Genomic DNA, 21,591 nt, shown 5'->3' with positions numbered 1-21,591 from the left:
CCGATCTTAGCGGATCGGCCCGGCGGCTCAATCGTCTTCCAGGTCTTCCTGGGAGAATTTCATGGCCTTCCTGTTGAGGAGGGCGAGCCACTCCTTGGCGGCCACACGCACGTTCTGCGGCGACGTGCCGCCGTAGCTGGTCTTGCTCTTGACCGAGTTCGCCGCCGACAGGACGTTGAAGATGTCGTCGGTGAAGCGGGCGTCGATGGCCTGCAGGTCCTCCAGCGTCATCTTGTCGAGCGACACCTTCTTTTCCGCCGCCGCGGCGACGACGCGGCCGGTGATGTGGTGCGCCTCGCGGAACGGCATGCCGGCCTCGCGGACCAGCCAGTCGGCAAGGTCGGTCGCGGTCGAATAGCCGGCATTGGCCGAGCGGCGCATGAACCGGTTTTCCGGCTCGAGATCGCGGATCATGCCGGCCATGGCGGCAAGGCTGAGGGACAGCGTCTCCATGGCGTCGAAGACCTGCTCCTTGTCCTCCTGCATGTCCTTGGAATAGGCGAGCGGCAGGCCCTTCATCACCGTCAGCAGCGAGACCAGGGCGCCGTTGATCCGGCCGGTCTTGGCGCGCACCAGCTCCGCGGCATCCGGATTGCGCTTCTGCGGCATGATCGACGAGCCGGTGGTGAACTTGTCGGAGAGCTTGATGAAGTTGAACTCCGAGGAGCACCAGATGACGATCTCCTCGGCCAGCCGCGACAGGTGGGTCGCCGCAACGGCGGCGGCGGCGAGCGATTCCAGCGCGAAATCGCGGTCCGAGACGGCATCCAGTGAGTTCGACATGGGCTTGTCGAAGCCGAGCGCCTTGGCGGTCATGTAGCGGTCGATGGGAAACGAGGTGCCGGCCAGCGCCGCGGCGCCGAGCGGGCACTGGTTGAGCCGCTTGCGCGCGTCGGCGAAGCGGCCGCGGTCGCGCGCCAGCATCTCCACATAGGCGAGCAGATGGTGGCCGAGGGTGATCGGCTGGGCCGTCTGCAGGTGGGTGTAGCCGGGCATTACCTGGTTGGCATGCTCCTGGGCCTTCTCCGTCAGCGCCAGCATCAGCTCGGCGATCTGGCCGTCGATGACGTCGATGGTGTCGCGCACCCAGAGCCGGAAGTCGGTGGCGACTTGATCGTTGCGGGAGCGTGCCGTATGCAGTCTGCCAGCGGCCGGGCCGATCAGCTCGGCGAGCCGCGCCTCGATGTTCATGTGGATGTCTTCGAGGCCCCGGGAGAACTGGAACTTCCCGTCCTCGATTTCTCGCAGGATCGTGTCTAGACCGTGAAGGATCTTCTGCGCATCTTCCGACCCGACGATTTCCTTGGCCTCGAGCATCAGGATATGGGCCATGGAGCCGGCGATATCCTGCATGTAGAGCTTCTTGTCAAAATCGATGGAGGCGTTGATCTCTTCCATGATCTCGTCGGGGCCCTCGGAAAACCGGCCTCCCCACATGCGATTGCTCATATCGATCCTTTCCGGAGATCTTTTGCGAGATGACGACCCATAAAGCAGGAGTTTCACGCCTTGTGAAGGTGGCGCTAGCGGCCGGTATGGTCGGCATCGTCGCGGGGCTGGCGGCGGTATACGGGATCGGGGGCATGTCTGGCAATGGCAACGCCAATCCGCAGTGCCAGGCGGCCGAGGCCATCGCCGGGCGGATAACCCCTTACCGCACGGGCGACGTCGCCGGTTTCATCCCGACGTCTCAGTCCCGCTTCCTTGCCGACCTCGCCTTTACCGACGCCGACGGCAAGGCGATGACCGTCGCCGATTTTGCCGGCAAGACGGTGCTGCTCAATCTCTGGGCGACCTGGTGTGCGCCCTGCCGCAAGGAGATGCCGACGCTCGATGCCCTGCAAGAGGCGATGGGCGGCGGCGATTTCGACGTGGTCGCGGTCAATATCGACCGGCGCAACCCGGAGCGGGCGCGGCAGTTCTACGAGCAGATCGGGGTCGAAAACCTCGCCTTCTACGCTGACCCGTCATCCCAGATCTTCGAGGAGCTGAAGAAGCGCGGCCGGGCCATCGGCATGCCGACGACGCTGCTGGTCGACAAGAAGGGCTGCGAGATCGGCGTCCTCCACGGCATCGCCGAATGGGATTCGCCCGACGCCAAGGCGCTGATCACCGCGGCGATGGACGAAACGAAGTAGGCGCTACGGCCGCGCTGCGGCTTTGCCGATGACCAACGATCCCGACATCCGCTTCGGACGCCTCAGCGAAGTGGCGCCCGAGGAGATCGCGGCGCATATGTCCGATCCCCGCGTCACCGCACATATGCCCCTCGATCCGGGCCGCTGGGACCGGGCTGCCGCAGAAGCCTTCGTTGCCATGAAGGAGGCCGCCTGGCGCCGCGACGGCCTCGGCCATTGGGCGATCTTTGCCGGCGAGCGCTACGCCGGCTGGGGCGGCTTCCAGAAGGAAGGCGCGGAGTGGGATTTCGGGCTCGTCCTGAGGCCGGAGCATTTCGGTCTCGGCATGCGGATCACCCGCCTCGCCCTCGCCTTTGCCCGGTCGGACCCGCGCATTCCGTTCGTCACCTTCCTGCTGTCGCCGTCGCGGAAAAACCTCGCGGGCCTTCGCCGTCTCGGCGCCTGGCGGGTCGGCGAAACGGCCTATGGGGATGCCCGGTTTCACAAGTATAAATTGGATACATGCGGGTCCTGAAAAGGCGGTGGCGTGGGGCCGTTCCGTCGGCAGGTCACCGTCTCCTTCAAGACCGACAATCCTAACGTATTGAAATAAATCGTCTTAAAACCGAGTGAATACACTGCATGCAAATTATTAAATGCATGCAATTGCCGGCGAAATCCAACCGCTGGCCCCATCCTCGGCGATTCGGAGCATCGGCGCACGGAATCTTAAGCCTTGCCTGCGACACTTTCGCATCTGGCCGGATTGCCGCCTCGGCGCCGTGCCTGACGATGGGGAGCGCTCCTTGCGGGCACTGCGGATCAAGACCGGCCTCAGCCTTTTGCCGCCGCGCCTGTCGCGCCGGGCAGAGCCCCTCCTTGCCCGCCTTGAGGACATCCTCACCGGCACCGACGAGCACGCCGGCGCCCAGCGCATGGCGGCCTTTGCCTTTGCCATCCGCATCGTCGGCGCCGTCATCGCCTATGGCTCGCAGATCGTGCTCGCCCGGTTTCTTGGCGGCTTCGAATACGGCATCTTCGTCGTCGTCTGGACCTGGGTGACGATCCTCGGCTCCATGGTCCATCTCGGCTTTGCCACCTCGGTCATCCGGCTGATCCCGGAGTACCAGGAAACGGGCCGGCTCGACGACCTGCGCGGGATCATCCTCGGCAGCCGCCTCGTCGGTCTCGTCGCGGCAACGGCCATTGCCGGCTTCGGCGCCCTCGGCGTCTTTCTCCTCGGCGACCTCGTTGCCAGCCACTATGTGCTGCCGATCTACCTTGCCCTCGTCTGCCTGCCGCTCTTCACTCTGACGGAGGTGCAGGAGGGCATCTGCCGGGCCTATTCCTGGACCGACCTGGCCCTTTCGCCGATCTATATCTGGCGCCCGCTCTTGATCCTTGCCGTCGTGCTGGCCATGGATGGCGCCGGCATCCCCCTCGATGCCGCCAATGTGTGCCTTGCCGCCATCGGCGCCACCTACGTCACGGCTGTCATCCAGTGGCTGCGGCTCGATCGGCGGCTTGCGGGCGTGGTTGCCGCCGGCGCGCGGCGCTTTGCGCTCGGCGACTGGCTCAGGATCTCCCTGCCGATCCTCCTCGTCGACGGCTTCTTCGTGCTCCTGACCGGCACCGACATCGTCATCCTTGGCCAGTTCCGCTCGCCCGAGGAGGTTGCCGTCTATTTCGCGGCCACCAAGACCCTCGCCCTCGTCCATTTCGTCTATTACGCGGTCCGCGCCGGCGCGGCCCACCGCTATTCGAAATTCTTCCATTCCGGCGACCATGACGGCCTTGCGAGCTTCGTCGCCGATTCGGTCAAGTGGACGTTCTGGCCGTCGCTCGCCTTCGCGCTCCTGCTGGTCGCCTTCGGCGAGTTCGTGCTGTCGCTGTTCGGCGCCGGTTTTGCCGCGGGCTATCCCGCTCTCGTCATCCTCACCGCCGGGGTGGTCGCCCGCGCCGCCCTTGGGCCGGTGGAATCGCTTCTCACTATGGCCGGCCACCAGAACGCCGCGGCCGTCATCTATGCCGGCACCTTCGCCGCCAATCTGATGCTCTGCCTGATCCTCATCCCGCCCTTCGGCGCGCAAGGCGCGGCGGCGGCCATGAGCCTGGCGCTCATCGGCGAGTCGCTGGCGCTCTATTCCGTCACCAGGCGCAAGCTCGGCCTCAACGTTTTTGTCTTTGCCCGGCCGAAGCCGGCTCCGGCTGCGGAGTAGGCCAATGGATTGCATTCCTGACAGGCCGATCCTTGGCGACTCCGCACCCGGTCCACAGCCTTTTGCCTGCGAGACGGTGCCGGTCGCGGCCGCCGCCGCGGACCGCGCCGCTTGGCACGAGCTTGCCGACCGGGCGGCGGAGCCTAATCCGTTCTTCCGGCCGGAGTTCCTGCTGCCGGCGATTGCGGCGCTTCAGCCGAAGGGGATCGCCGTGCGCCGGGTGTGGGATCGCACCGGACGGCTGCTCGGGCTCGCCCCGGTCGTTCGCGGCTCGCTCGGCTTCGGCGTTTTCGGTGCGTCCTCGTCCGTCTGGACGCATCCCTACGCGCCGCTCGGCACGCCGCTCATCGACCGGGACGCGGTGGATGCCGCCGTTGCGGCCCTGCTCGCGCCCGGCTCCGGCGGCGCCCTTGCCTTTCCGGAGCTCAGCCTCGACGGGCCCGTCGGCACGGCGCTGCGGCGCCATGCGCCGGTGCTGGGGGCGGTGCCCGTTTCCCTCAATGTCCACCGGCGCGCGCTTCTGGAAAGCCCGCTGTCCGCCGAGGCCTACCGCCAGACGGTGCTGTCGCCCTGCCGGCGGCGCAACGAGCGGCGGTTCCTGCGCCGGCTCGCCCGCCATGGCGTCGTCACCTTCACGACGGCCACGGAGCCCGGTGCCGTCGCCTCTGCCTTTGCGGACTTCCTTCGGCTCGAAGCGGCCGGCTGGAAGGGGGACAGGGGCACGGCACTCGCCTGCGATGCCAGGATCACGACGTTCGCGCAGGAGGCGATCGCGGGACTTGCCGAAATCGGCGGCGTCAGGATCGACGCCTACCGGATCGACGGTCGGCCCGTCGGCATCGTCGTCTCGCTGGTCGACGGCGGCGACGTCTTCACCTGGAAGATGGCGCACGACATGGCGTTCGCGGCTCAATCGCCCGGCTTCCTGGCGCTCCTCGGCCTGACCGAGGCAGTCCTTGATGACGTTTACGTCAACCGCATCGATTCCCTCGCCGATGCCGGCCATCCCATTGTCGACCACATCTGGCACGAGCGGCGCACCATCGGTACGCTGCTGGTCCCGGCGGGAGCCTCGCGCACGCGGTTCCGGCTGGCGGCGGCTGAAGCGGACGCCTACCAGCGCTCACGGACGCTCGCCAAGCGGCTGGCGGGGACGGTGCGGGACCGGTTGAAGCGGGGGTAGGGTTTCGGACAGGCGTTTGAGTTCGCCGAACCGCAGTGGCTTCTGGATTGCTCCGCTCCGCTCGCAATGACGATTTTCGTAATAATCCCAACGTCATTGCGAGGGTCCAAAGGACGGGGAGCGGCGCGTGACGCGAGCCTGGGAAGGCCGACGCGGCAATCCAGCGCGGCTTATCGGCTGCCCTCATTCGCCGCCGCTTCCTTCCGTGCCTCTTCGCGAAACGTCCGGCGGATGACCTTGCCGGTGGTGGTGAGCGGCATTTCGGTCACGAAGGCGACCTCGCGGGGATATTCGTGGGCGGAGAGCCGGGTGCGGACGTGGTCGCGGATGGCGTCGGCGAGTTCCTCGCTCGGTGTCTCGCCCGGCGCCAGCACCACGTAGGCCTTGACGATTTCCGTGCGCACCGGATCGGGCTTGCCGACGGCGGCAGCGAGTTTGACGGCCGGGTGGCTGATCAGGCAGTCCTCGATCTCGCCAGGGCCGATGCGGTAGCCGGACGAGGTGATGACGTCGTCGTCGCGGCCGACGAAATGGACGTAGCCGTCCTCGTCCATGATCCCCTGGTCGCCGGTCAGCATCCAGTCGCCGACGAATTTCTCCTCCGTCGCTTGCGGATTGTTCCAGTAGGTGAGGAACATTACCGGGTCGGGTCGGGCGACGGCTATCTGGCCGAGGGTGCCGCGGGGCGCCGCCTCGCCGGTGGCGTTGATGACGGCGACGTCGTGGCCCGGCACCGGCTTGCCGATGGCGCCGATCCTGGTTACGCCGATGGCGGCGCAGGAGGAAAGCACAAGGTTGCACTCGGTCTGGCCGTAGAACTCGTTGATGGTCAGGCCGAGGACCTCCCGGCCCCACTCATAGACCTCGCGGCCGAGGGATTCGCCGCCGGAGCCGATGGTCCTGAGGTCAAGGTCGTGGCGGGCGTTGGGATCGTCGACGGCGCGCAGCAGCTTCAGGGCCGTCGGCGGGATGAAGGCGTTCTTGACCCGGTGCTCGGCCATCAGCCGGAATGCCCGTTCCGGGTCGAAACCCTCAAAGGCGTGGCACAGCACCGGGACGCCGAAATGCAACGCCGGCAACAGGACGTTGAGGAGCCCGCCGGCCCAGGCCCAGTCGGCCGGCGTCCAGAGCCGGTCGCCGGCCCGGGGCAGAAACTCGTGCGGCATCTCCACGCCCGGCAGATGGCCGAGGAGGACGCGGTGGCCGTGCAGCGCGCCCTTCGGCGGCCCCGTGGTGCCGGAGGTGTAGATCATCATCGCCGGATCGTCGGGGCCGGTGTCGGCGACGTCGGCGATGTCGTTTGCCTTTTCCAGGAGGTCGGCAAGGCCGACGACGGGGATGCGCCCGGCGCTTGCCGGTCCGTCTACGGAGATGACAAGGGTGAGGTTTTCCAACTCGTCGGCGAGCGCGGCGATCTTTTCGACGCCCGAAGCATCGGTCACCAGCGCCTTGGCGCCGGAATCGCCGAGCCGGTAGCGCAGCGCGTCGACGCCGAATAGGGCGGCGAGCGGCACGGCGACGGCCGCGCGCTTGTAGATGGCGAAATGGGCGATCGCCGTCTCCGGCATCTGCGGCAACAGGATGCCGACCCGGTCGCCGCGGCCGATGCCGTGGGCGGCGAGCGCGTTGGCGAGCCTGTTGGAGCTTTCCGCCAGATACCGGAACGAGACGTCGGTGACGCTGTCGTCGTGGGCGACGTGGATGATCGCCGTGCGGTCCGGATCGCGCACGGCCCAGCGGTCGCAGGCGTCAAGGGCGATGTTGTAGCGCTCCGGCACCTGCCAGCGGAACGCGGCCCTTAAGGCGTCATAGTCGGTTGCCTGCGGCAGCATGGGTTTTACCTAGTGTTTGAAATGGTATTCTGCGGCTTACCATCTTATTGGAGTAGCCACGTTGGTCATTCTAAACGATTGAGCCCATATAGAATCAAAGTGGGTTTCGGGTCATGTCGAGATCCCATTGGAGAGGCAGATTCCATGTTGTCCGATGAATTTCTTGCTGAATTGCCGGATGATCCAGCTCAAGCATTCATTTTATTGGAAAAAGAGTTTCGTAATGAGTTAATTTTACAAAATAGAAGTGTGAACCTTGTTGATAGAAGGCTTAAAAACTATTATATAACTTCTATTATGACATCTTTGAATACCCTAGAGCTTAAAGGGTCTTTGCGCTATATTAATCCCGATTCCAATATTGAATACCACATACAAAATTTCGACGATTTTCTATCATCTGTAGGTGCATTATTGCTTCATCTGAAAATTAAGAGGCGAGGAAATAAAAAATATTCTGTACAAATTGATATCGAAACAAGATCTGAAATCATAAATTATGTATCGAAAATTAAGACGTTAATTCGTGATTCAAAAATTGAAGAAAACAAGAAAGATGCGATTTTTAAGAAAATACATAACCTTGAGATTGAGATTGAAAGAGTACGAACTCGATATGAGGTCGTCGCTGATTTCATGCTAGCGACCGCATCACTGGGAGGTGAAATCGGTGAAAAGCTCGAACCGCTTAGGAAATGGGTCGACTCGATAGCGCGCCTAATCGGAAATGCCAAAAAAGAAGAGCAAAAACAACTGACTTCGCCCGACGAGATCAAACAAATTGAACCGCCAAAGGAATGTTAGATCAAGTCTGACAGATCGAGATCTTCCTACGAGGCATCAATCCGCGGGCTCGGCGACGATGAGGCTCCAGAACACCCGGTATTTGTTGCCCGGCACGTAGGCGGTTGCAACACCCATTCTGGTTGCGGTCGGATGGCGCAGCACCGCGTCGTGCTGTTTCGACGAGCGCCAGCCGGAAAACGCCTCGGCGATCGTGCGGTAGCCGGCGGAGACGTTCTCCGCCGCGGCCTTGTGGGCGTAGCCGGCGTCGTCGAGGCGCTTGTCGATCTTGCGGTCCGCCGTCAGGGCGATGCGGACGTCGGCCTTTTCGGCCATCGCCTCGGCCTGCTCTTTCGCCAGCCGGTTCAGCACGGGATCGGCGGTGAGCGGCCTCAGGCCGTTGCGGGCGCGGTAGGAGTTGACGACCTCGTAGATGACGACGTCGTTGCCGAGGTCGACGCCGGGCCGGTCGAGCTCGCGGTACATTGGCGAGACCGTCTCCGGCCCCGTGCAGGCGCCAAGGCCGAGCGCGGCGGCGATGAAGGCTGCCGCAAGGCGGCGCCGCGTCAGCGCCGGAAAAAGCCGTTCAGGCATAAATCGTGTCCCTGTTCCTTTTGCCCCGCCGACGGTCCTACCACGGCCATGGTTAATCATCTCCATCCGCATCGTTCGGATCGATGTCGGCATAGCTCGGCCGGTCGTCGCGCGGGGGCTCCGCCGTCTTCGGCCTGGCGCGTCCGGCCTTGCGCTTGTCCATCAGTTTTTCCAGCCGGTCCATATCGCGCAGGTTGATGTCGCGCTGCGGGAACGGAATCTCGACGCCGGCTTCGGCGAAGCGTCGGTAGATCTTGAAGCGCAGGTCGCTGGCGGTGCCGAGCAGGTAGCCGACGTCGGAGACGTAGCAGCGCAGCTCGAAATTCAGCGAGCTGTCGCCGAAATCCATGAAGAACACGCTCGGCGCCGGATAGGCGAGGATCATCTTCTCGTCGCGGGCGCATTCCATCAGGATCTCGCGCACCTCGTCGGGATCGCTGCCATAGGCGACGCCGACGGGCACGATGATGCGGCCGGTGACGTCGTTGTGCATCCAGTTCTTGACGACACCGGAGATGAGATCGGAGTTCGGCACGATGACGGCGGCGCGGTCGAAGGTCTCGATCTCCGTGGCGCGCACGTTGATGCGCTTGACGAAGCCCTGTTCGGAGCCGACGACGATCCAGTCGCCGACCTTGATCGGCCGTTCGGCCAGAAGGATCAGGCCGGAGACGAAGTTGTTGACGATCGACTGCAGGCCGAAGCCGATGCCGACGGAGAGCGCGCCGGCGACGATGGCGATGTTCTGTAAATCGAGGCCGATATAGGAAAAGGCGATCATGCCGGCGATGATGACGCCGACATAGCCGACCGCGGTCTTGATCGAGGTCTTCAGGCCGATGTCGAGGCTGGTGCTCGGCAGCAGGCGGTTCTCCATCCAGCTCTGGATCGAGCGGGTGAAGGCGTAGCCGACAAGGAAGATGCCGAGCGCGATCAGGACGGCGGACAGCGAGAACGTGACGTCGCCGACCTTGATGCCGAAGAACAACGCCTCCAGGGAGCCGAGCAGCTTGGTCGACTGGACGCCCCAGGGCGTCAGGATCAGGACCGCGGCAAGGCCCATCAGGATGATCCGGAAGAGGCCGGACAGGATGACGCCGACCTGTTCGCTGCGGGCCTGGGAGACGAGACTGTCGCCGGCTTCGATGCGGGCCGCCGCCGCGTTCCTCAGTCCCGTCGTCAGGGTCTCGTCGACGAAGATCAGGAGCAGGTGCAGGAGCGACAGCACGGTGACCGTCCAGATGATCTGGATGGCGACGAACCAGCCGAAGGCGATGAAGCCGAGCACGGTGCCGACGAGGCCGGCGATCGAGGCGAGCGTGACCAGCGGGATGAACCAGGACCAGAACCGCCCCGGGCTCGCCTGCTCGTCGGCGCCGGAGGCAATGCGCCCGCGGGCGACGATCCTGACGCTGGACAGGATCAGCAGGTGGTAGACGACGGCGAAGCTGCCATGGACGAGCAGCGTCAGCGAGATCGGTGCAAAGAGATTGCGGGCGATGCCGTCGAGCAGCACGTTGGCCGCCAGCATCAGGGCGATGGAAAAGATCAGGATGATCAGCCGGTCGACGGCGCCGTCGGTCAGCGGCACCATGCGCCAGTTCGGTCGGCCGGGCGCCAGGATGGCGCGGGTCAGGCCGTGGGTGGCGGACAGGGTCAGGACGGTGAAGATGATCGTCCACGAGAAGTTGTCGATCCGGTCCGGCGAGGCGCCGATCACCTCGATGATGCCGAAAAAGACGCCGACGCCGAGCAGCGGCAGCATCATGTTGACCAGCATGACGACCAGCGCCGCCCACACCTTTTTCAGGAGCGGCGGCTCCTCGGTCAGCGCCATGCGTTTCGACTTGCGCAGCAGCAGGCGGTGGAAGAAGGCGACCAGCGCCAGGATAAGGCCGCCCATGGCGATCAGCACGATACCGGCGATCTCGCCGATCTGCGCCTTCAGGAGCCCCCACCAGTCGACCGCCAGGAGCGCGAGGCTGCCGAGCGCCGCCGGCAGGTCGTTGAAGGCGTTGAGCCAGAGCGTCGGGTCGGCAATGCTGCGCTCGCGCTCGAACAGGCGGCGGGCAAAGAGGGTCCGCTTGCGGTCGTTGACGGCGGCGACCAGTTCCTCGGCGCGCAGTGTCGCGACGCCGATCTGCTTGACGAGGCCTTCGAGCTGGGCGCGTTCCTTCTCCAGCTCGGTCCGGGTGTCCTTGACCTCCTTGGACTCGACCGTTTCGTCCTCGGCCGGGGCAAGCTGCTGGATGCGGGCATTGAGGGCATCGACCGCCGGGCTGATCGACTTCTGGGTCTGCAGGGTGTCGAGCCGGAGCACCTCCAGATTGCCCTGCAACTCGTTGAGGTCCCGGTTGGTCAGGCCCTCGCGCTGCAGCGCGGCCGTCATCTGGTTGAGGTTGCGTTCCCAGGCTTCCAGCTTCTTGCGGACCTCGGCCATCGGAATGGCGAGGGGCGTGGTGGTGCGCAGCTCGGCCTCGGCCTCGCCTTCGGCGGCGTCGGCCGGCGCGGCCTCGGGCGGGTTCGCCGATGCGTTTTCCGGGGCGTTCTCAGCGTCGGGCGCGTCGGCACCCCGGCTGTTGCCGGAGGGGGGCGGCGTGCCTTGTGATGCCGGGCCGGCATCGGCCGGGCCACTCTTCGCGCTGTCCCCGTTGCCGCCGTTCCGGTCTTCGCGGTGGTCGATCGGCATGTCGAGGGGGCGCGCCCTCGGCTGCACCACGGCGTCGGCCGGAGGCGGCGTGTCGCGTGTTGCCTTGTCCGGCGCCGATTGATCCGGCGTCTGCGACGCGGCGGGGGCGGCCTTGCTTTCTACCGGAACCGTCGCGGCATCGCCGGATTGCTGCGCATGGACGGGAGCTGCCGCCAGGACAAGGCCTGCGGCAAGGGCGGCGGCCAGCGCGATCGCCCTGGCGGCACGGCCGCGGCCGGTCGGCGGTGCGGTGTCGGTGGCGTCGGTCCCCGGATGTGTCACGCGTTCTCCCGCGGGTCGTCATGGCGAAAGGCACCGCCCCGCAACGGCGGGACGGCGAGCCCATCTTCTATCGGCGTTCGGGGAAAGAGGGAAGGGAAACCGGCGCGCTGATACACGCCGGATCGTGCGGGCGGGGCCCGCCCGCTGCCGGCGGGAATGGCGCCGGGCGTCGCGTCGACCGCAACGCCCGGTACTATCTTGCCGCCTTACGACTCGCAGGCTTCCAGCACGTCCTCGTAGGTGCGCAGGCCCGTCTTCGGCGCGTTGACCAGCACCGCCATGTTGCCGGGGGCGTGCTGGTTCTTCCACATCTTGGTGTGGGCCTTGGGGATCTGCTCCCAGGGGAAGACCTCGGACATGTAGGGATCGAGCCGGCGCTCGATCATCAGCTTGTTGGCCGCGGCGGCCTGTTTCAGGTGGGCGAAGTGGGAGCCCTGCAGGCGCTTCTGGTGCATCCACATGTAGCGCACGTCGAAGGTGCAGTTGAAGCCGGAGGTGCCGGCGCAGATCACCACCATGCCGCCCTTCTTGCAGACGAAGGTGGAGACCGGGAAGGTCGCCTCGCCGGGGTGCTCGAAGACGATATCGACGTTGTTGCCCTTGCCGGTGATGTCCCAGATCGCCTTGCCGAACTTGCGCACTTCCTTGAACCATTCGGCGTATTCGGGCGAGTTGACCGTCGGCAACTGGCCCCAGCAGGAGAAGTCCTTGCGGTTGATCACGCCCTTGGCGCCGAGCTGCATGACGAAGTCACGCTTGTCCTCGTCGGAAATGACGCCGATGGCGTTGCCGCCGGCGGTGTTGATGAGCTGGATGGCGTAGGAGCCGAGGCCGCCCGAGGCGCCCCAGACGAGGACGTTCTGGCCGGGCTTCAGTTCGTGCGGATGGTGGCCGAACAGCATCCGGTAGGCGGTCGCCAGCGTCAGCGTGTAGCAGGCCGATTCCTCCCAGGTCAGGTGCTGCGGGCGCGGCATGAGCTGCTGGGCCTGGACGCGGGTGAACTGGGAGAAGGATCCGTCGGGCGTCTCGTAGCCCCAGATGCGCTGGCTCGGCGAGAACATCGGGTCGCCGCCATTGCATTCCTCGTCGTCGCCATTGTCCTGGTTGCAGTGGATGACGACCTCGTCGCCGACCTTCCAGCGCGTGACCTTGTCGCCGACGGCCCAGACGATGCCGGAGGCATCGGAGCCGGCAATGTGGTACGGCGCCTTGTGGCCGTCGAAGGGCGATACCGGCACGCCGAGCCCGGCCCAGATGCCGTTGTAGTTGACGCCGGCGGCCATCACCAGGACCAGCACGTCGTGGCTGTCGATCTCCCAGGTCGGCACGACCTCGAGCTGCATGGCCTCTTCGGGCGGGCCGTGGCGCTCGCGCCGGATCACCCAGCCATACATGTTCTTCGGCACATGTCCGAGCGGCGGAATCTCGCCCAGTTCGTAGAGGTCTTTCTTTTCTCGCCTGGTCGCCGCCTCGGGAATATTGGTCTCCGCAATGGAGGGCATGGGTCGTCTCCCCTGGTTGTTCTTGTTGCCGGCCCGGGTTGTGCAACGCAGCATATCGCGTGGCCGGCGCGTTTCAAGCGCTCTTCTTTGCAACCGCGCGTCGCAGCCGCCGGAAAGCCTTCCGGAGTGCCGGCGGCGCGGCCGGTTGCGGCCATCATTCCCGCGGCGTTCCGGCTTTTCAATTTGACTATTCTCCAATGGGCGGCTTTGCCGCCGGCTGTCCGTTTTGGCACTTTCTTAAAGTCTTGCTGTCAGCATCTGCGGGTGTCCGAACCCCGCGTTGAAGGCGCAGCGCCCCCGTGCTCGACAGCTTTTCGTCCGGCGACTACATCACCCTCGTCATCCTGTTGTTCGTCGCATCCGTGGCGATCGGCTGGATTACCGACAGCATTCTGGGCGGCCTCGGCTTCGGCATGATCGGCAATGCGGTGCTGGCGTTTGCCGGGGCGTCGGCGGCGATCTTCCTGCTCGACAAGGCGATCGTCCGGCACTGGCTGCCGATCCGGATCAACGCGGAGTCCATCCCGCTGTGGATCGGTACGGCGAGCGCCGGCGCGCTGGCGATGATCCTCCTGCCGCTGGTCCTGCGCCGCGTCATCCGGTCCTGACTGCCGCGCCCGATCCGGCCTTCGCTGTTCTCCGACAAATTGTCAAATGACGTGCTGCACTGCACGCTCTATCCCTCTATGATCCGTGTTTGACGGGCCTTTGACCGAAAAACACCAAAGAACAAGCACCAAAGACCAAGACGGGTGGACGCGATGAGTGAGGCAACCGGCGAACGTGACCGGCCCTGGATTTTTAGGACCTATGCAGGCCATTCCACGGCCGAGGATTCCAACAGGCTCTACCGGAGCAACCTGGCGAAGGGTCAGACGGGCCTGTCCATCGCCTTCGACCTGCCGACGCAGACCGGCTACGACCCGGACCATGCGCTGGCCAGGGGCGAGGTCGGCAAGGTCGGCGTGCCGGTCGCCCATCTCGGCGACATGCGGACCCTGTTCCAGGATATTCCGCTGGAGCGCATGAACACCTCCATGACGATCAATGCGACGGCGCCGTGGCTGCTGGCGCTCTATGCGGCGGTCGCCGACGAGCAGGGCGCCGACCGCAGCCTTCTTGCCGGCACCACCCAGAACGACATCGTCAAGGAGTATCTCTCCCGCGGCACCTACGTGTTCCCGCCGCAACCCTCCATGCGGGTGACGACGGACGTGATCGCCTGGACCTATCGGGAAATGCCGAAATGGAACCCGATGAACGTCTGCTCCTACCACCTGCAGGAGGCCGGGGCGACGCCGGTGCAGGAGCTCGCCTTTGCGCTGTCGACCGCGATCGCGGTGCTGGACACGGTGAAGGCGACGGGCGCCATTCCGGAAGAGGATTTCCCCAAGGCCGTCGGGCGTATCTCGTTCTTCGTCAATGCCGGCATGCGGTTCATCACCGAGATGTGCAAGATGCGGGCGTTCGTCGATCTGTGGGACGAGATCTGCCGCGAGCGCTACGGCATTGAGGACGAGAAATACCGGCGCTTCCGCTACGGCGTCCAGGTCAACTCGCTCGGCCTTACCGAGCAGCAGCCGGAAAACAACGTCTACCGCATCCTCGTGGAAATGCTCGCCGTCGTGCTGTCGAAGAAGGCGCGGGCGCGCGCCGTGCAGCTTCCGGCCTGGAACGAGGCGCTCGGCCTGCCGCGGCCCTGGGACCAGCAATGGTCGCTGAGGATGCAGCAGATCATGGCCTATGAGACCGACCTTCTGGAATATGCCGACATCTTCGACGGCAGCCGGGAGATCGAGGCGCGGGTCGAATCCTTGAAGGAGGAGGCGCGGGCCGAGCTGGAGCGCATCGACCAGATGGGCGGCGCGGTCGCGGCCATCGAGACCAGCTACATGAAGCGCCAGCTCGTGGAATCGAACACCGCGCGGCTCGCGGCCATCGAGGCCGGGGACTCCATCGTTGTCGGCGTCAACAAGTGGACGGAAACGGAGCCCTCGCCGCTGACCACCGGCGAAGGCTCGGTGCTGACGGTCGCCGAGGCGGTCGAGCGCGACGCGGTCGCACGGTTGGAATCCTGGCGCCGGGAGCGCGACACCGACAAGGTGGTGGAGGCGCTCGCCGAACTGGCGTCGGCGGCGCGGGAAGGCCGCAACGTCATGGAGGCGTCCATCGCCTGCGCCAAGGTCGGGGTCACCACCGGCGAATGGGGCGAAACCCTGCGTGAGGTGTTCGGCGAATACCGGGCGCCGACCGGCGTCGGCCAGGGCGCGCGCAGCGACGGCGCCAATCTTGCCGATGTGCGCAAGGCGGTCGACGCGGTTTCCGACAAGCTCGGCCGGCGGCTGAAGTTCCTGGTCGGCAAGCCGGGCCTCGACGGCCATTCCAACGGTGCCGAACAGATCGCGGTCCGGGCCCGCGACTGCGGCATGGAAGTAGTCTATGAGGGCATCCGGCTGACCCCGGCGGAGATCGTCAATGCGGCGCTTGAGGAAAGCGTCCACGTGGTCGGTCTGTCGATCCTCTCCGGCTCGCATCTCGCTCTGGTGCGCGACGTCATGGAGCGGATGCGCAAGAACGGCCTCGACGACGTGCCGGTCGTGGTCGGCGGCATCATTCCGCCAGAGGACGCCGCGTCCCTGAAGGCGATGGGGGTTGCCAACGTCTATACGCCGAAGGACTTCCAGCTCACCGACATCATGGCCGACGTGGTGCGGATCGTCGACGGGGAGACCGAGCGGGCGGCGTGAGGTTTCGGGCGGTGGTCAGGCCGACTGCCGCTTGAGTTCCGGATTGGCGGCCTCGATCGCCTCATGGGCATCGAAGCTGTCGAGGAACGGCAGCACATCGCCGGCCGGCATCGGCCTAGAGAAATAGTAGCCCTGGACCTTGTTGCAGCCGAGCTGGCGCAGCACCCGGAGCTGGTCGGCCGTCTCCACGCCCTCGGCGATGGCCTTCAGGCCCATGTCATTGCACAGCATCAGGAGCGACTTGACGATCTTGAAGCTGCTGCCGGAGCTTTCGATCTCGGCGACGAAGCTGCGGTCGACCTTGATCTTGTTGAACGGCAGGCGGTGGATGTAGCTGAGGCTGGAATAGCCGGTGCCGAAATCGTCCAGCGCGACGTTGGCGCCGAGATTGCGCAGCATGTTGAGGGCGGTCTTGGCCTGCTCGAAATCCTGCACGATCGCCGTTTCGGTGATCTCGAAATCGATCCGTTCCGGGTCGGCGCCGCTTTCGTTGATGATGCCGAGAAGGCGCAGGATGCTCTCCGAATTGGCGATGTCGTGGGCCGACAGGTTGACCGAGACATAGACGTCTTCCGGCCAGTCCTTCAGGGCGGTCAGGGATTTGCGCAACAGGATCCGGGAAATGGCGCTGATCTGGCCGGTGCGCTCCGCCAGCGGGATGAAGCTCATCGGGCTGATCTCGCCGAGCTGCGGATTGGCCCAGCGGCCGAGCGCCTCGAAGCCGACGATGCGGCGGCCGCGCAGTTCCACGATCGGCTGGAAGACCGTGTACATCTCGTCTTCCAGGTTGGACGACACCAGGGCGCGCTCGATGGCGTGCTTGCGGGTCAGGGCCTGTTCCTGGGCGCCGGAAAAGACGACGACGCCCGAGCCCTTGTTCCGCTTGGCCTCGTAAAGGGCGTAGTCGGCGCGCTCGTAGAGCAGTTGCGGGTCGGTGGCGGCCAGCGGGTAGATGGCGCAGCCGACCGAGGCGGAGATGCTGGTATAGCCGGTCGGAAGGGCGATCGGCCTGGCGACGGCCCCGCAGATGCGGTCGCCGAACGCGACGATGGCGTCGACCTTGCGCGTGTTGCGCATGATGAAGCCGAATTCGTCGCCGCCGAGGCGGAAGATCTCGACGCCGTCGCGGCTGAACTCCCGGAGCCGCGTGCCGACCTCGACCAGCACGTGGTCGCCGACGGCATGGCCGTGCAGGTCGTTGATCGGCTTGAAGCTGTCGAGGTCGAGGATGCCGATGGCGAAGCGCTCGCCGCCGCAGGTCTCCACGATCTGGTCGAAGCGCTCAAAGAAGCTGCGCCGGTTGCCGAGGTCGGTGAGGCTGTCGAGCCGGGCAAGGCTGAGATTGCGATTTGAGAGCCGCTGCACCGCGGCGGTCCGCTTTTCCAGCTCGCGCTGCTGCAGCAGCAGCGCCTGGCGGGACACGGTGAGCTGGGCGAAGTCGTTGTAGTTGCTCTGCAGCACCGACAGCATGGCGACGGAGACGATGGCGATGTTGATCGCCGTGGCGATGAAGGTCGGCTCGCCGGTCAGCACCATGAAGACGAGAAGCGGCACGTTGACGACGAGGGCGACGGACAGCGCGGCCGACCTCAGATGCATCAGCGAGAAGATACAGGCGATGACCGTGATCGCCACGAAGAAGGTCACCTGGCCCTGGTGATAGGCATCGCCATAGCCGTGCAGCACCAGTGCCCAGGCCGTGAAGAAGCCGGCGAGCGGGATCGTCAGCAGGTTGGTCCGCCGCAATGCCTGCAGCGCCTGGTCGGCCGTCACCTCCGCCTTTCGCATCGACAGCCAGGCAAAGACCCTGGTCAACACGACACCGCTGAGGAGGACCGGAACGACGATCGTCAGAAATGGCGGGGCGATGTTGAGATGGGTAACCGCGACCACGGCCGTGTTGGCGACAAGGACGATGTAGAACAGCGGAATATGCCGCGACAGCGACCGATGCTGTGCAAGGGTCAGGTCAGGATTGTTCCGGGGGACGCAGAAGTAATGGTTAAAGACTTCTTTCGCCCTGCTGAAAACGGCTTTGAAGGCCATTGCCAAGCGCTCATCATCCGCAATGCATTACACGATCGGATATAAGTTATGCGGCGGCTCTTTATTTTTCGTGAATGTTCCACTTCTTGGAAAGATAGAAGTCGAGCGGGGCCGCAAGCCGGCCGGCGAGGAGACGCGCGCCGCCGGATCGCGCGGCGGAGAGCGAGGCCTTCGGCCGATCTCAGTTGAACCGGTCGAAGACGTCCTCGATGGTTCGCGGGCGGTCGTCGTCGCGCTTGCGCTTGGCCTTGTTGTTCTTGGCCTTGTTGCCGGCGTTTTTCTTTTGCCCCCGGGCCTTGCGGTTGTTTGCCTTACGGTTCTTGGCCTTGCCGTTATTGGCGTTTTTCGAGCCGCCGCCGAGACCGAGGGCGTCGAGCGCCTTGTTGACGGCCTTGCCCTTCTCGCCGCCGCCGACGAGGTCGGAGATGGCCTCGCCGCCGCCCTTGCCGCCGATCAGCGCATCGACGGCACCCGCCGCACCACCGTCCTCGAAAAGCCCGCCGCCGAGGCCCTTCAGCTTCTCGTAGGCGCCCTTGGGGTCGTTCAGGATGCCGGAGATGTCCGGATAGATGCGCGGATTGTCCCACGGGCCCTTGATGATGATCGGCACGCCGAGGCCGGCAAGGCGCTCCTTGTCGCCGTCGGCCTTGGCGTTCTTTCCCTTCTTGCCCTGCTGCCGGGCCTTCTGGCCTTCGAGGCTGGCGACGACCTTGGCATCGACTTTCCAGTCGAGGGTTTTCTTCGGCATGTCGACGGTGCCGCCGCCGCCGGCGCGGACCAGCGGGCCGGCAAGCCGGAAGCCGGTGCTCTTGGCGATGCCGTTCTTGATGTCAAAGTCGGCCCTCAGCACGCTGAAGGCGGTCTTGTCGCCGCCGCCGCCCTTCCAGCCGAGCAGGGTGTCGACGGAGAGGGCCTTCACCGTCTTGGCGACGTCGAAGCCCCGGATCGCACCGTCGCGGAAGTCGAAATCGGCCTTGCCGGCGAGCGCTTTGACGAAATCGCGCTGGCTGCGGCCGCTGGTCTTCAGGTCGAGGGCGAGATGGGCGGTGCCCTCGATGCGGTCGAAATCGGCGGCATCGTTGAGGAACGGGCGGGCGGCCATGTCCTTCAGCTTGAAGGAGGCTTCGACGCCGGCGGTGCTGCCGGAGCCGTCGAGGAGGAGGCGCCCCTCGCCGGTGCCGCGGTAGAGCCGCATGCGGGTCAGCTTGGCCTCGAGACGGCCGGCATCAAGCACGACGTCGATCTTGGTGCCGTTGATGCGGAGCTTGTCCCACTCGATCGCCTTGGCGCTGAGGTCGAGGTCGGCATCGGCCGCCTGGAGGCCGGAAAGGTCGATGGGCTCGTCGCTCCAGCCGCCGCCGCGGTTGCCGCCCCCGCCGCCGCCCCCGCCGCCGCCCTTGCCGTCGCCGGCGAGATAGGGGTCGAGCTTCAGGGTGGCGAGCGCCAGCTTTGCCGTCAGTTTCGGCCGCGCGCCGCCGAGGGTGAGCTTTCCGGAGCCGTTGCCGGTGGTGCCGTCGAGCGCGATCTTTGCCTTGTCGAAGCTGACAGTGTCGCCGCCATAGCCGAGCCGGCCGGAGAAGCTGAACGTCTTCAGGCCCTTGCCCGGCGGCAGCGGATTGCCGAGCCAACCGGCGAGATCGCGCAGGTTTTGGGTCTCGATGGTGACCGTGCCGTCGGCCTTGCCGGAGGTCGACGCCTTGCCGTTGAAGCCGACCGCGAGGCGGTTGGAGGTGATATTGAAGCGCACGGAACTGGGCGCGCCGGAGGCGAGCGCTGCGGGGTCGGCGGTGGCATCGAGCCGGAACCGGTCGCCGCGCCAGGAAAGGGCGCCGGTGGCGGTGACGGGTTTTCCGAGGCCGGCGATGGCGACGTCGATGTCGGCGTTCTCGATCCGGTTGGCGCTCTTGTCGCCGCCGAAGGCGGAGGCGAGGCCAAGGCCGCGGACCGCGCCGCTGCGGAGCGCTGCGGTGCCGGAAAGCTGAAGGCCGGCGGTGAGCGCGGGCACCGTGTTGCCCCTGGCGGCAAAGGCGAGGTCGGTCTCAAGCGTGCCGTCGACGGGGTCGTTGCGGCCGGCAAGCTGCAGCAGATCGGGCACCGAAAGGCCGGCTGATTTGAGCGTGCCGGCAAAGGCCGGCGCCTTGCCGCTGCCGTCGGCGGCAAGGGTGAGGGCCGCGGTGCCGCCGAGGAGGCGGGTCTGGGCGATGTCGAGGTCGAGCTTGCCATTTGCCAGCTTCACGCTGCCGGCGATGTCGGCGACCGTGACGTCGCCGCCGGTGAGCGAGCCGATCCTGAGGGTGAGGTCCGCATCGGCCTGATTGAGCGGTGCCAGGTCGATCGCGCCGGTGTCGCCTCCTCCTCCCGCGCCTTTCGTATCGTTTCCGCCGCCGCTTGCCTTGAAGCGGTCGAGGTCGATGCGGTCGAGGGCAAGGGCGCCGGAGATTGTTGGGCGTGGCCCGCCGAGCGCAGCTTCGAGCGATCCGGTCAGCGTCGTCTCGTCGAGCGTGGCGGTGAGATCGGAAAGGCTTGCCGCATCGGGTCCGTAGGCGACGCCCGTTGCGAGCGAGAATTCGCCGAGCGCCGGCATGTCGGGGGCGGGGACCTTGAAGGCTGCAAGGGTCTCGGAAAGGTCATCCGCCTCCGCCTCGACGCGGCCCCTGAAGGTCGGGGCCGGTTCCAGCGCCAGGCTGCCGTCGATTGTCAGATTGGCATCGGCCGCGGCGAGGGTGCCGGTGACGCCGCTCTCGCCGCCTTCGGCGAGCGCCTTGGGGTTGCCGGCGGACAGGTCGAGTTCCACCGGAATGCCGTTCCAGGTGAGCGAGCCCTCAAGGGTCGCCGCATCGTTGACGGAGGGCATGCTGGCGGTGACGTTGAGTTCGGCGAGCGTCTGCTTCACGCCGGTGCGGCGGTCGTGCCAGACGGCAAGGCCGTCGCGGATCTCGATGGCGCCAAAGCGCAGGCGGTCGAGGGAAAAGCCGCCGCCGCCCGCTTCGCCGCCGCCCGCTTCGCCGTTGTCCGCCGGCGCGGTTTCCGCCGGGGCATCGCCGGCGATCTCCTCGAGCGCCCGGCGCGGCGCCCAGCTCTGGCGGCCGGAGGGGTCGACCTCCAGAAAGACGTTCGGCTGGACGAGGGTGATGCCGGTGACGTCGACGACGCCGCCAATGAGCGAGACCAGCGACAGGCCGAAGCGGATCTCGCGCACGGTCAGGAATTCAATGCCGTCGGCACCGGCGGCGCCGGAGAGGCCGACATCGGTCGCCTCCAGCTTCAGGAAGGGCAGCGCCGAGACCGAGATATCGCCGTCGATCCTGAGCCGCCAGCCGGTCGCGGATTCGATCTGGCCGATGATCTGGTCCTTCACCGTCGCCTTCGGCACCGCCATCGGCACCGCAACGGCAATGACGACGAGGACGGCGATCACCACCCCCAGACCGATCAGCCACTTGCGCACGACGCCCTCCCCTTTTCGAATCAGCCCCGAGTTTAGCGGGTTCGCCGGCGCGGGGAATCCTCGCCGGTCCCTGTCAGGGCCATAGCGTCCTTTTGCGGCACAACGAAAGCAGGCCGAACGTCGTCGTCCGGCCGCGCGGGCGGCCGGTC

General features: G+C 65.8%; 14 protein-coding genes. 7 read left to right on the top strand and 7 right to left on the bottom strand.

What is annotated here, in order from left to right:
• Positions 1-27: 27 nt before the first annotated feature.
• Positions 28-1,449, bottom strand: coding sequence for an argininosuccinate lyase (argH, locus tag M2319_RS14495; protein WP_264602183.1), 1,422 nt, complete (start codon positions 1,447-1,449; stop codon positions 28-30).
• A gap of 29 nt (positions 1,450-1,478) precedes the next feature.
• Between argH and tlpA the strand changes: the two genes are divergently transcribed.
• The 4 genes from tlpA (at position 1,479) to M2319_RS14475 (ending at position 5,519) form a co-directional block, all read left to right on the top strand.
• A complete protein-coding gene (tlpA, locus tag M2319_RS14490; RefSeq protein WP_406682140.1) occupies positions 1,479-2,138 on the top strand; it encodes a thiol:disulfide interchange protein TlpA in 660 nt (219 codons plus the stop codon).
• A gap of 28 nt (positions 2,139-2,166) precedes the next feature.
• Positions 2,167-2,652: a GNAT family N-acetyltransferase gene (locus M2319_RS14485; protein WP_264602181.1), complete on the top strand. Its 486-nt coding sequence runs from the start codon at positions 2,167-2,169 to the stop codon at positions 2,650-2,652.
• A 271-nt stretch (positions 2,653-2,923) separates the two neighbouring features.
• Positions 2,924-4,336 carry a lipopolysaccharide biosynthesis protein gene (locus M2319_RS14480; protein ID WP_264602180.1) on the top strand — a complete coding sequence of 471 codons (1,413 nt, stop codon included), beginning with the start codon at positions 2,924-2,926 and terminating at the stop codon, positions 4,334-4,336.
• 4 nt (positions 4,337-4,340) lie between these two features.
• On the top strand, positions 4,341-5,519 hold the full coding sequence (locus M2319_RS14475) for a GNAT family N-acetyltransferase (RefSeq protein ID WP_264602179.1): 1,179 nt from the start codon (positions 4,341-4,343) through the stop codon (positions 5,517-5,519).
• A gap of 170 nt (positions 5,520-5,689) precedes the next feature.
• Here M2319_RS14475 and M2319_RS14470 read toward each other — a convergent pair whose 3' ends face one another.
• A complete protein-coding gene (locus tag M2319_RS14470) occupies positions 5,690-7,351 on the bottom strand; it encodes an acyl-CoA synthetase (RefSeq protein ID WP_264602178.1) in 1,662 nt (553 codons plus the stop codon).
• Positions 7,352-7,495: 144 nt separating this feature from the next.
• On the opposite strand from M2319_RS14470, the gene M2319_RS14465 reads away from it, so the two are divergent.
• On the top strand, positions 7,496-8,155 hold the full coding sequence (locus M2319_RS14465; protein WP_264602177.1) for a hypothetical protein: 660 nt from the start codon (positions 7,496-7,498) through the stop codon (positions 8,153-8,155).
• Between the two features lie 36 nt (positions 8,156-8,191).
• Here M2319_RS14465 and M2319_RS14460 read toward each other — a convergent pair whose 3' ends face one another.
• From M2319_RS14460 to ccrA, 3 genes are all read right to left on the bottom strand, one after another.
• Positions 8,192-8,728, bottom strand: a complete 537-nt coding sequence (locus tag M2319_RS14460; protein WP_264602176.1) for a CAP domain-containing protein — start codon at positions 8,726-8,728, stop codon at positions 8,192-8,194.
• A gap of 52 nt (positions 8,729-8,780) precedes the next feature.
• On the bottom strand, positions 8,781-11,699 hold the full coding sequence (locus M2319_RS14455; RefSeq protein ID WP_264602175.1) for a DUF3772 domain-containing protein: 2,919 nt from the start codon (positions 11,697-11,699) through the stop codon (positions 8,781-8,783).
• 206 nt (positions 11,700-11,905) lie between these two features.
• On the bottom strand, positions 11,906-13,201 hold the full coding sequence (ccrA, locus tag M2319_RS14450) for a crotonyl-CoA carboxylase/reductase (RefSeq protein ID WP_264602174.1): 1,296 nt from the start codon (positions 13,199-13,201) through the stop codon (positions 11,906-11,908).
• Between the two features lie 299 nt (positions 13,202-13,500).
• Between ccrA and M2319_RS14445 the strand changes: the two genes are divergently transcribed.
• On the top strand, positions 13,501-13,809 hold the full coding sequence (locus M2319_RS14445) for a hypothetical protein (protein WP_264602173.1): 309 nt from the start codon (positions 13,501-13,503) through the stop codon (positions 13,807-13,809).
• A 153-nt stretch (positions 13,810-13,962) separates the two neighbouring features.
• A complete protein-coding gene (locus tag M2319_RS14440) occupies positions 13,963-15,948 on the top strand; it encodes a protein meaA (protein WP_264602172.1) in 1,986 nt (661 codons plus the stop codon).
• A 15-nt stretch (positions 15,949-15,963) separates the two neighbouring features.
• On the opposite strand, the gene M2319_RS14435 is transcribed toward M2319_RS14440, so the two are convergent.
• A complete protein-coding gene (locus tag M2319_RS14435; protein ID WP_264602171.1) occupies positions 15,964-17,994 on the bottom strand; it encodes a putative bifunctional diguanylate cyclase/phosphodiesterase in 2,031 nt (676 codons plus the stop codon).
• A gap of 181 nt (positions 17,995-18,175) precedes the next feature.
• Positions 18,176-21,442: an AsmA family protein gene (locus M2319_RS14430; RefSeq protein ID WP_264602170.1), complete on the bottom strand. Its 3,267-nt coding sequence runs from the start codon at positions 21,440-21,442 to the stop codon at positions 18,176-18,178.
• Between the last annotated feature and the right edge of the window lie 149 nt (positions 21,443-21,591).

It is taken from the genome of Rhodobium gokarnense (assembly GCF_025961475.1).
GTDB lineage: Bacteria > Pseudomonadota > Alphaproteobacteria > Rhizobiales > Rhodobiaceae > Rhodobium > Rhodobium gokarnense.
The sequence above is the reverse complement of the archived record's forward strand: the minus strand, read 5'-3'. Positions and strand labels throughout refer to the sequence as shown.

Coding starts and splice junctions, on each gene's coding strand:
- M2319_RS14435 (WP_264602171.1), bottom strand. CDS start 17,994: ATGGCCTTCAAAGCCGTTTTCAGCAGGGCGAAAGAAGTCTTTAACCAT.
- argH (WP_264602183.1), bottom strand. CDS start 1,449: ATGAGCAATCGCATGTGGGGAGGCCGGTTTTCCGAGGGCCCCGACGAG.
- ccrA (WP_264602174.1), bottom strand. CDS start 13,201: ATGCCCTCCATTGCGGAGACCAATATTCCCGAGGCGGCGACCAGGCGA.
- M2319_RS14485 (WP_264602181.1), top strand. CDS start 2,167: ATGACCAACGATCCCGACATCCGCTTCGGACGCCTCAGCGAAGTGGCG.
- M2319_RS14440 (WP_264602172.1), top strand. CDS start 13,963: ATGAGTGAGGCAACCGGCGAACGTGACCGGCCCTGGATTTTTAGGACC.
- M2319_RS14465 (WP_264602177.1), top strand. CDS start 7,496: ATGTTGTCCGATGAATTTCTTGCTGAATTGCCGGATGATCCAGCTCAA.
- tlpA (WP_406682140.1), top strand. CDS start 1,479: ATGACGACCCATAAAGCAGGAGTTTCACGCCTTGTGAAGGTGGCGCTA.
- M2319_RS14475 (WP_264602179.1), top strand. CDS start 4,341: ATGGATTGCATTCCTGACAGGCCGATCCTTGGCGACTCCGCACCCGGT.
- M2319_RS14470 (WP_264602178.1), bottom strand. CDS start 7,351: ATGCTGCCGCAGGCAACCGACTATGACGCCTTAAGGGCCGCGTTCCGC.
- M2319_RS14460 (WP_264602176.1), bottom strand. CDS start 8,728: ATGCCTGAACGGCTTTTTCCGGCGCTGACGCGGCGCCGCCTTGCGGCA.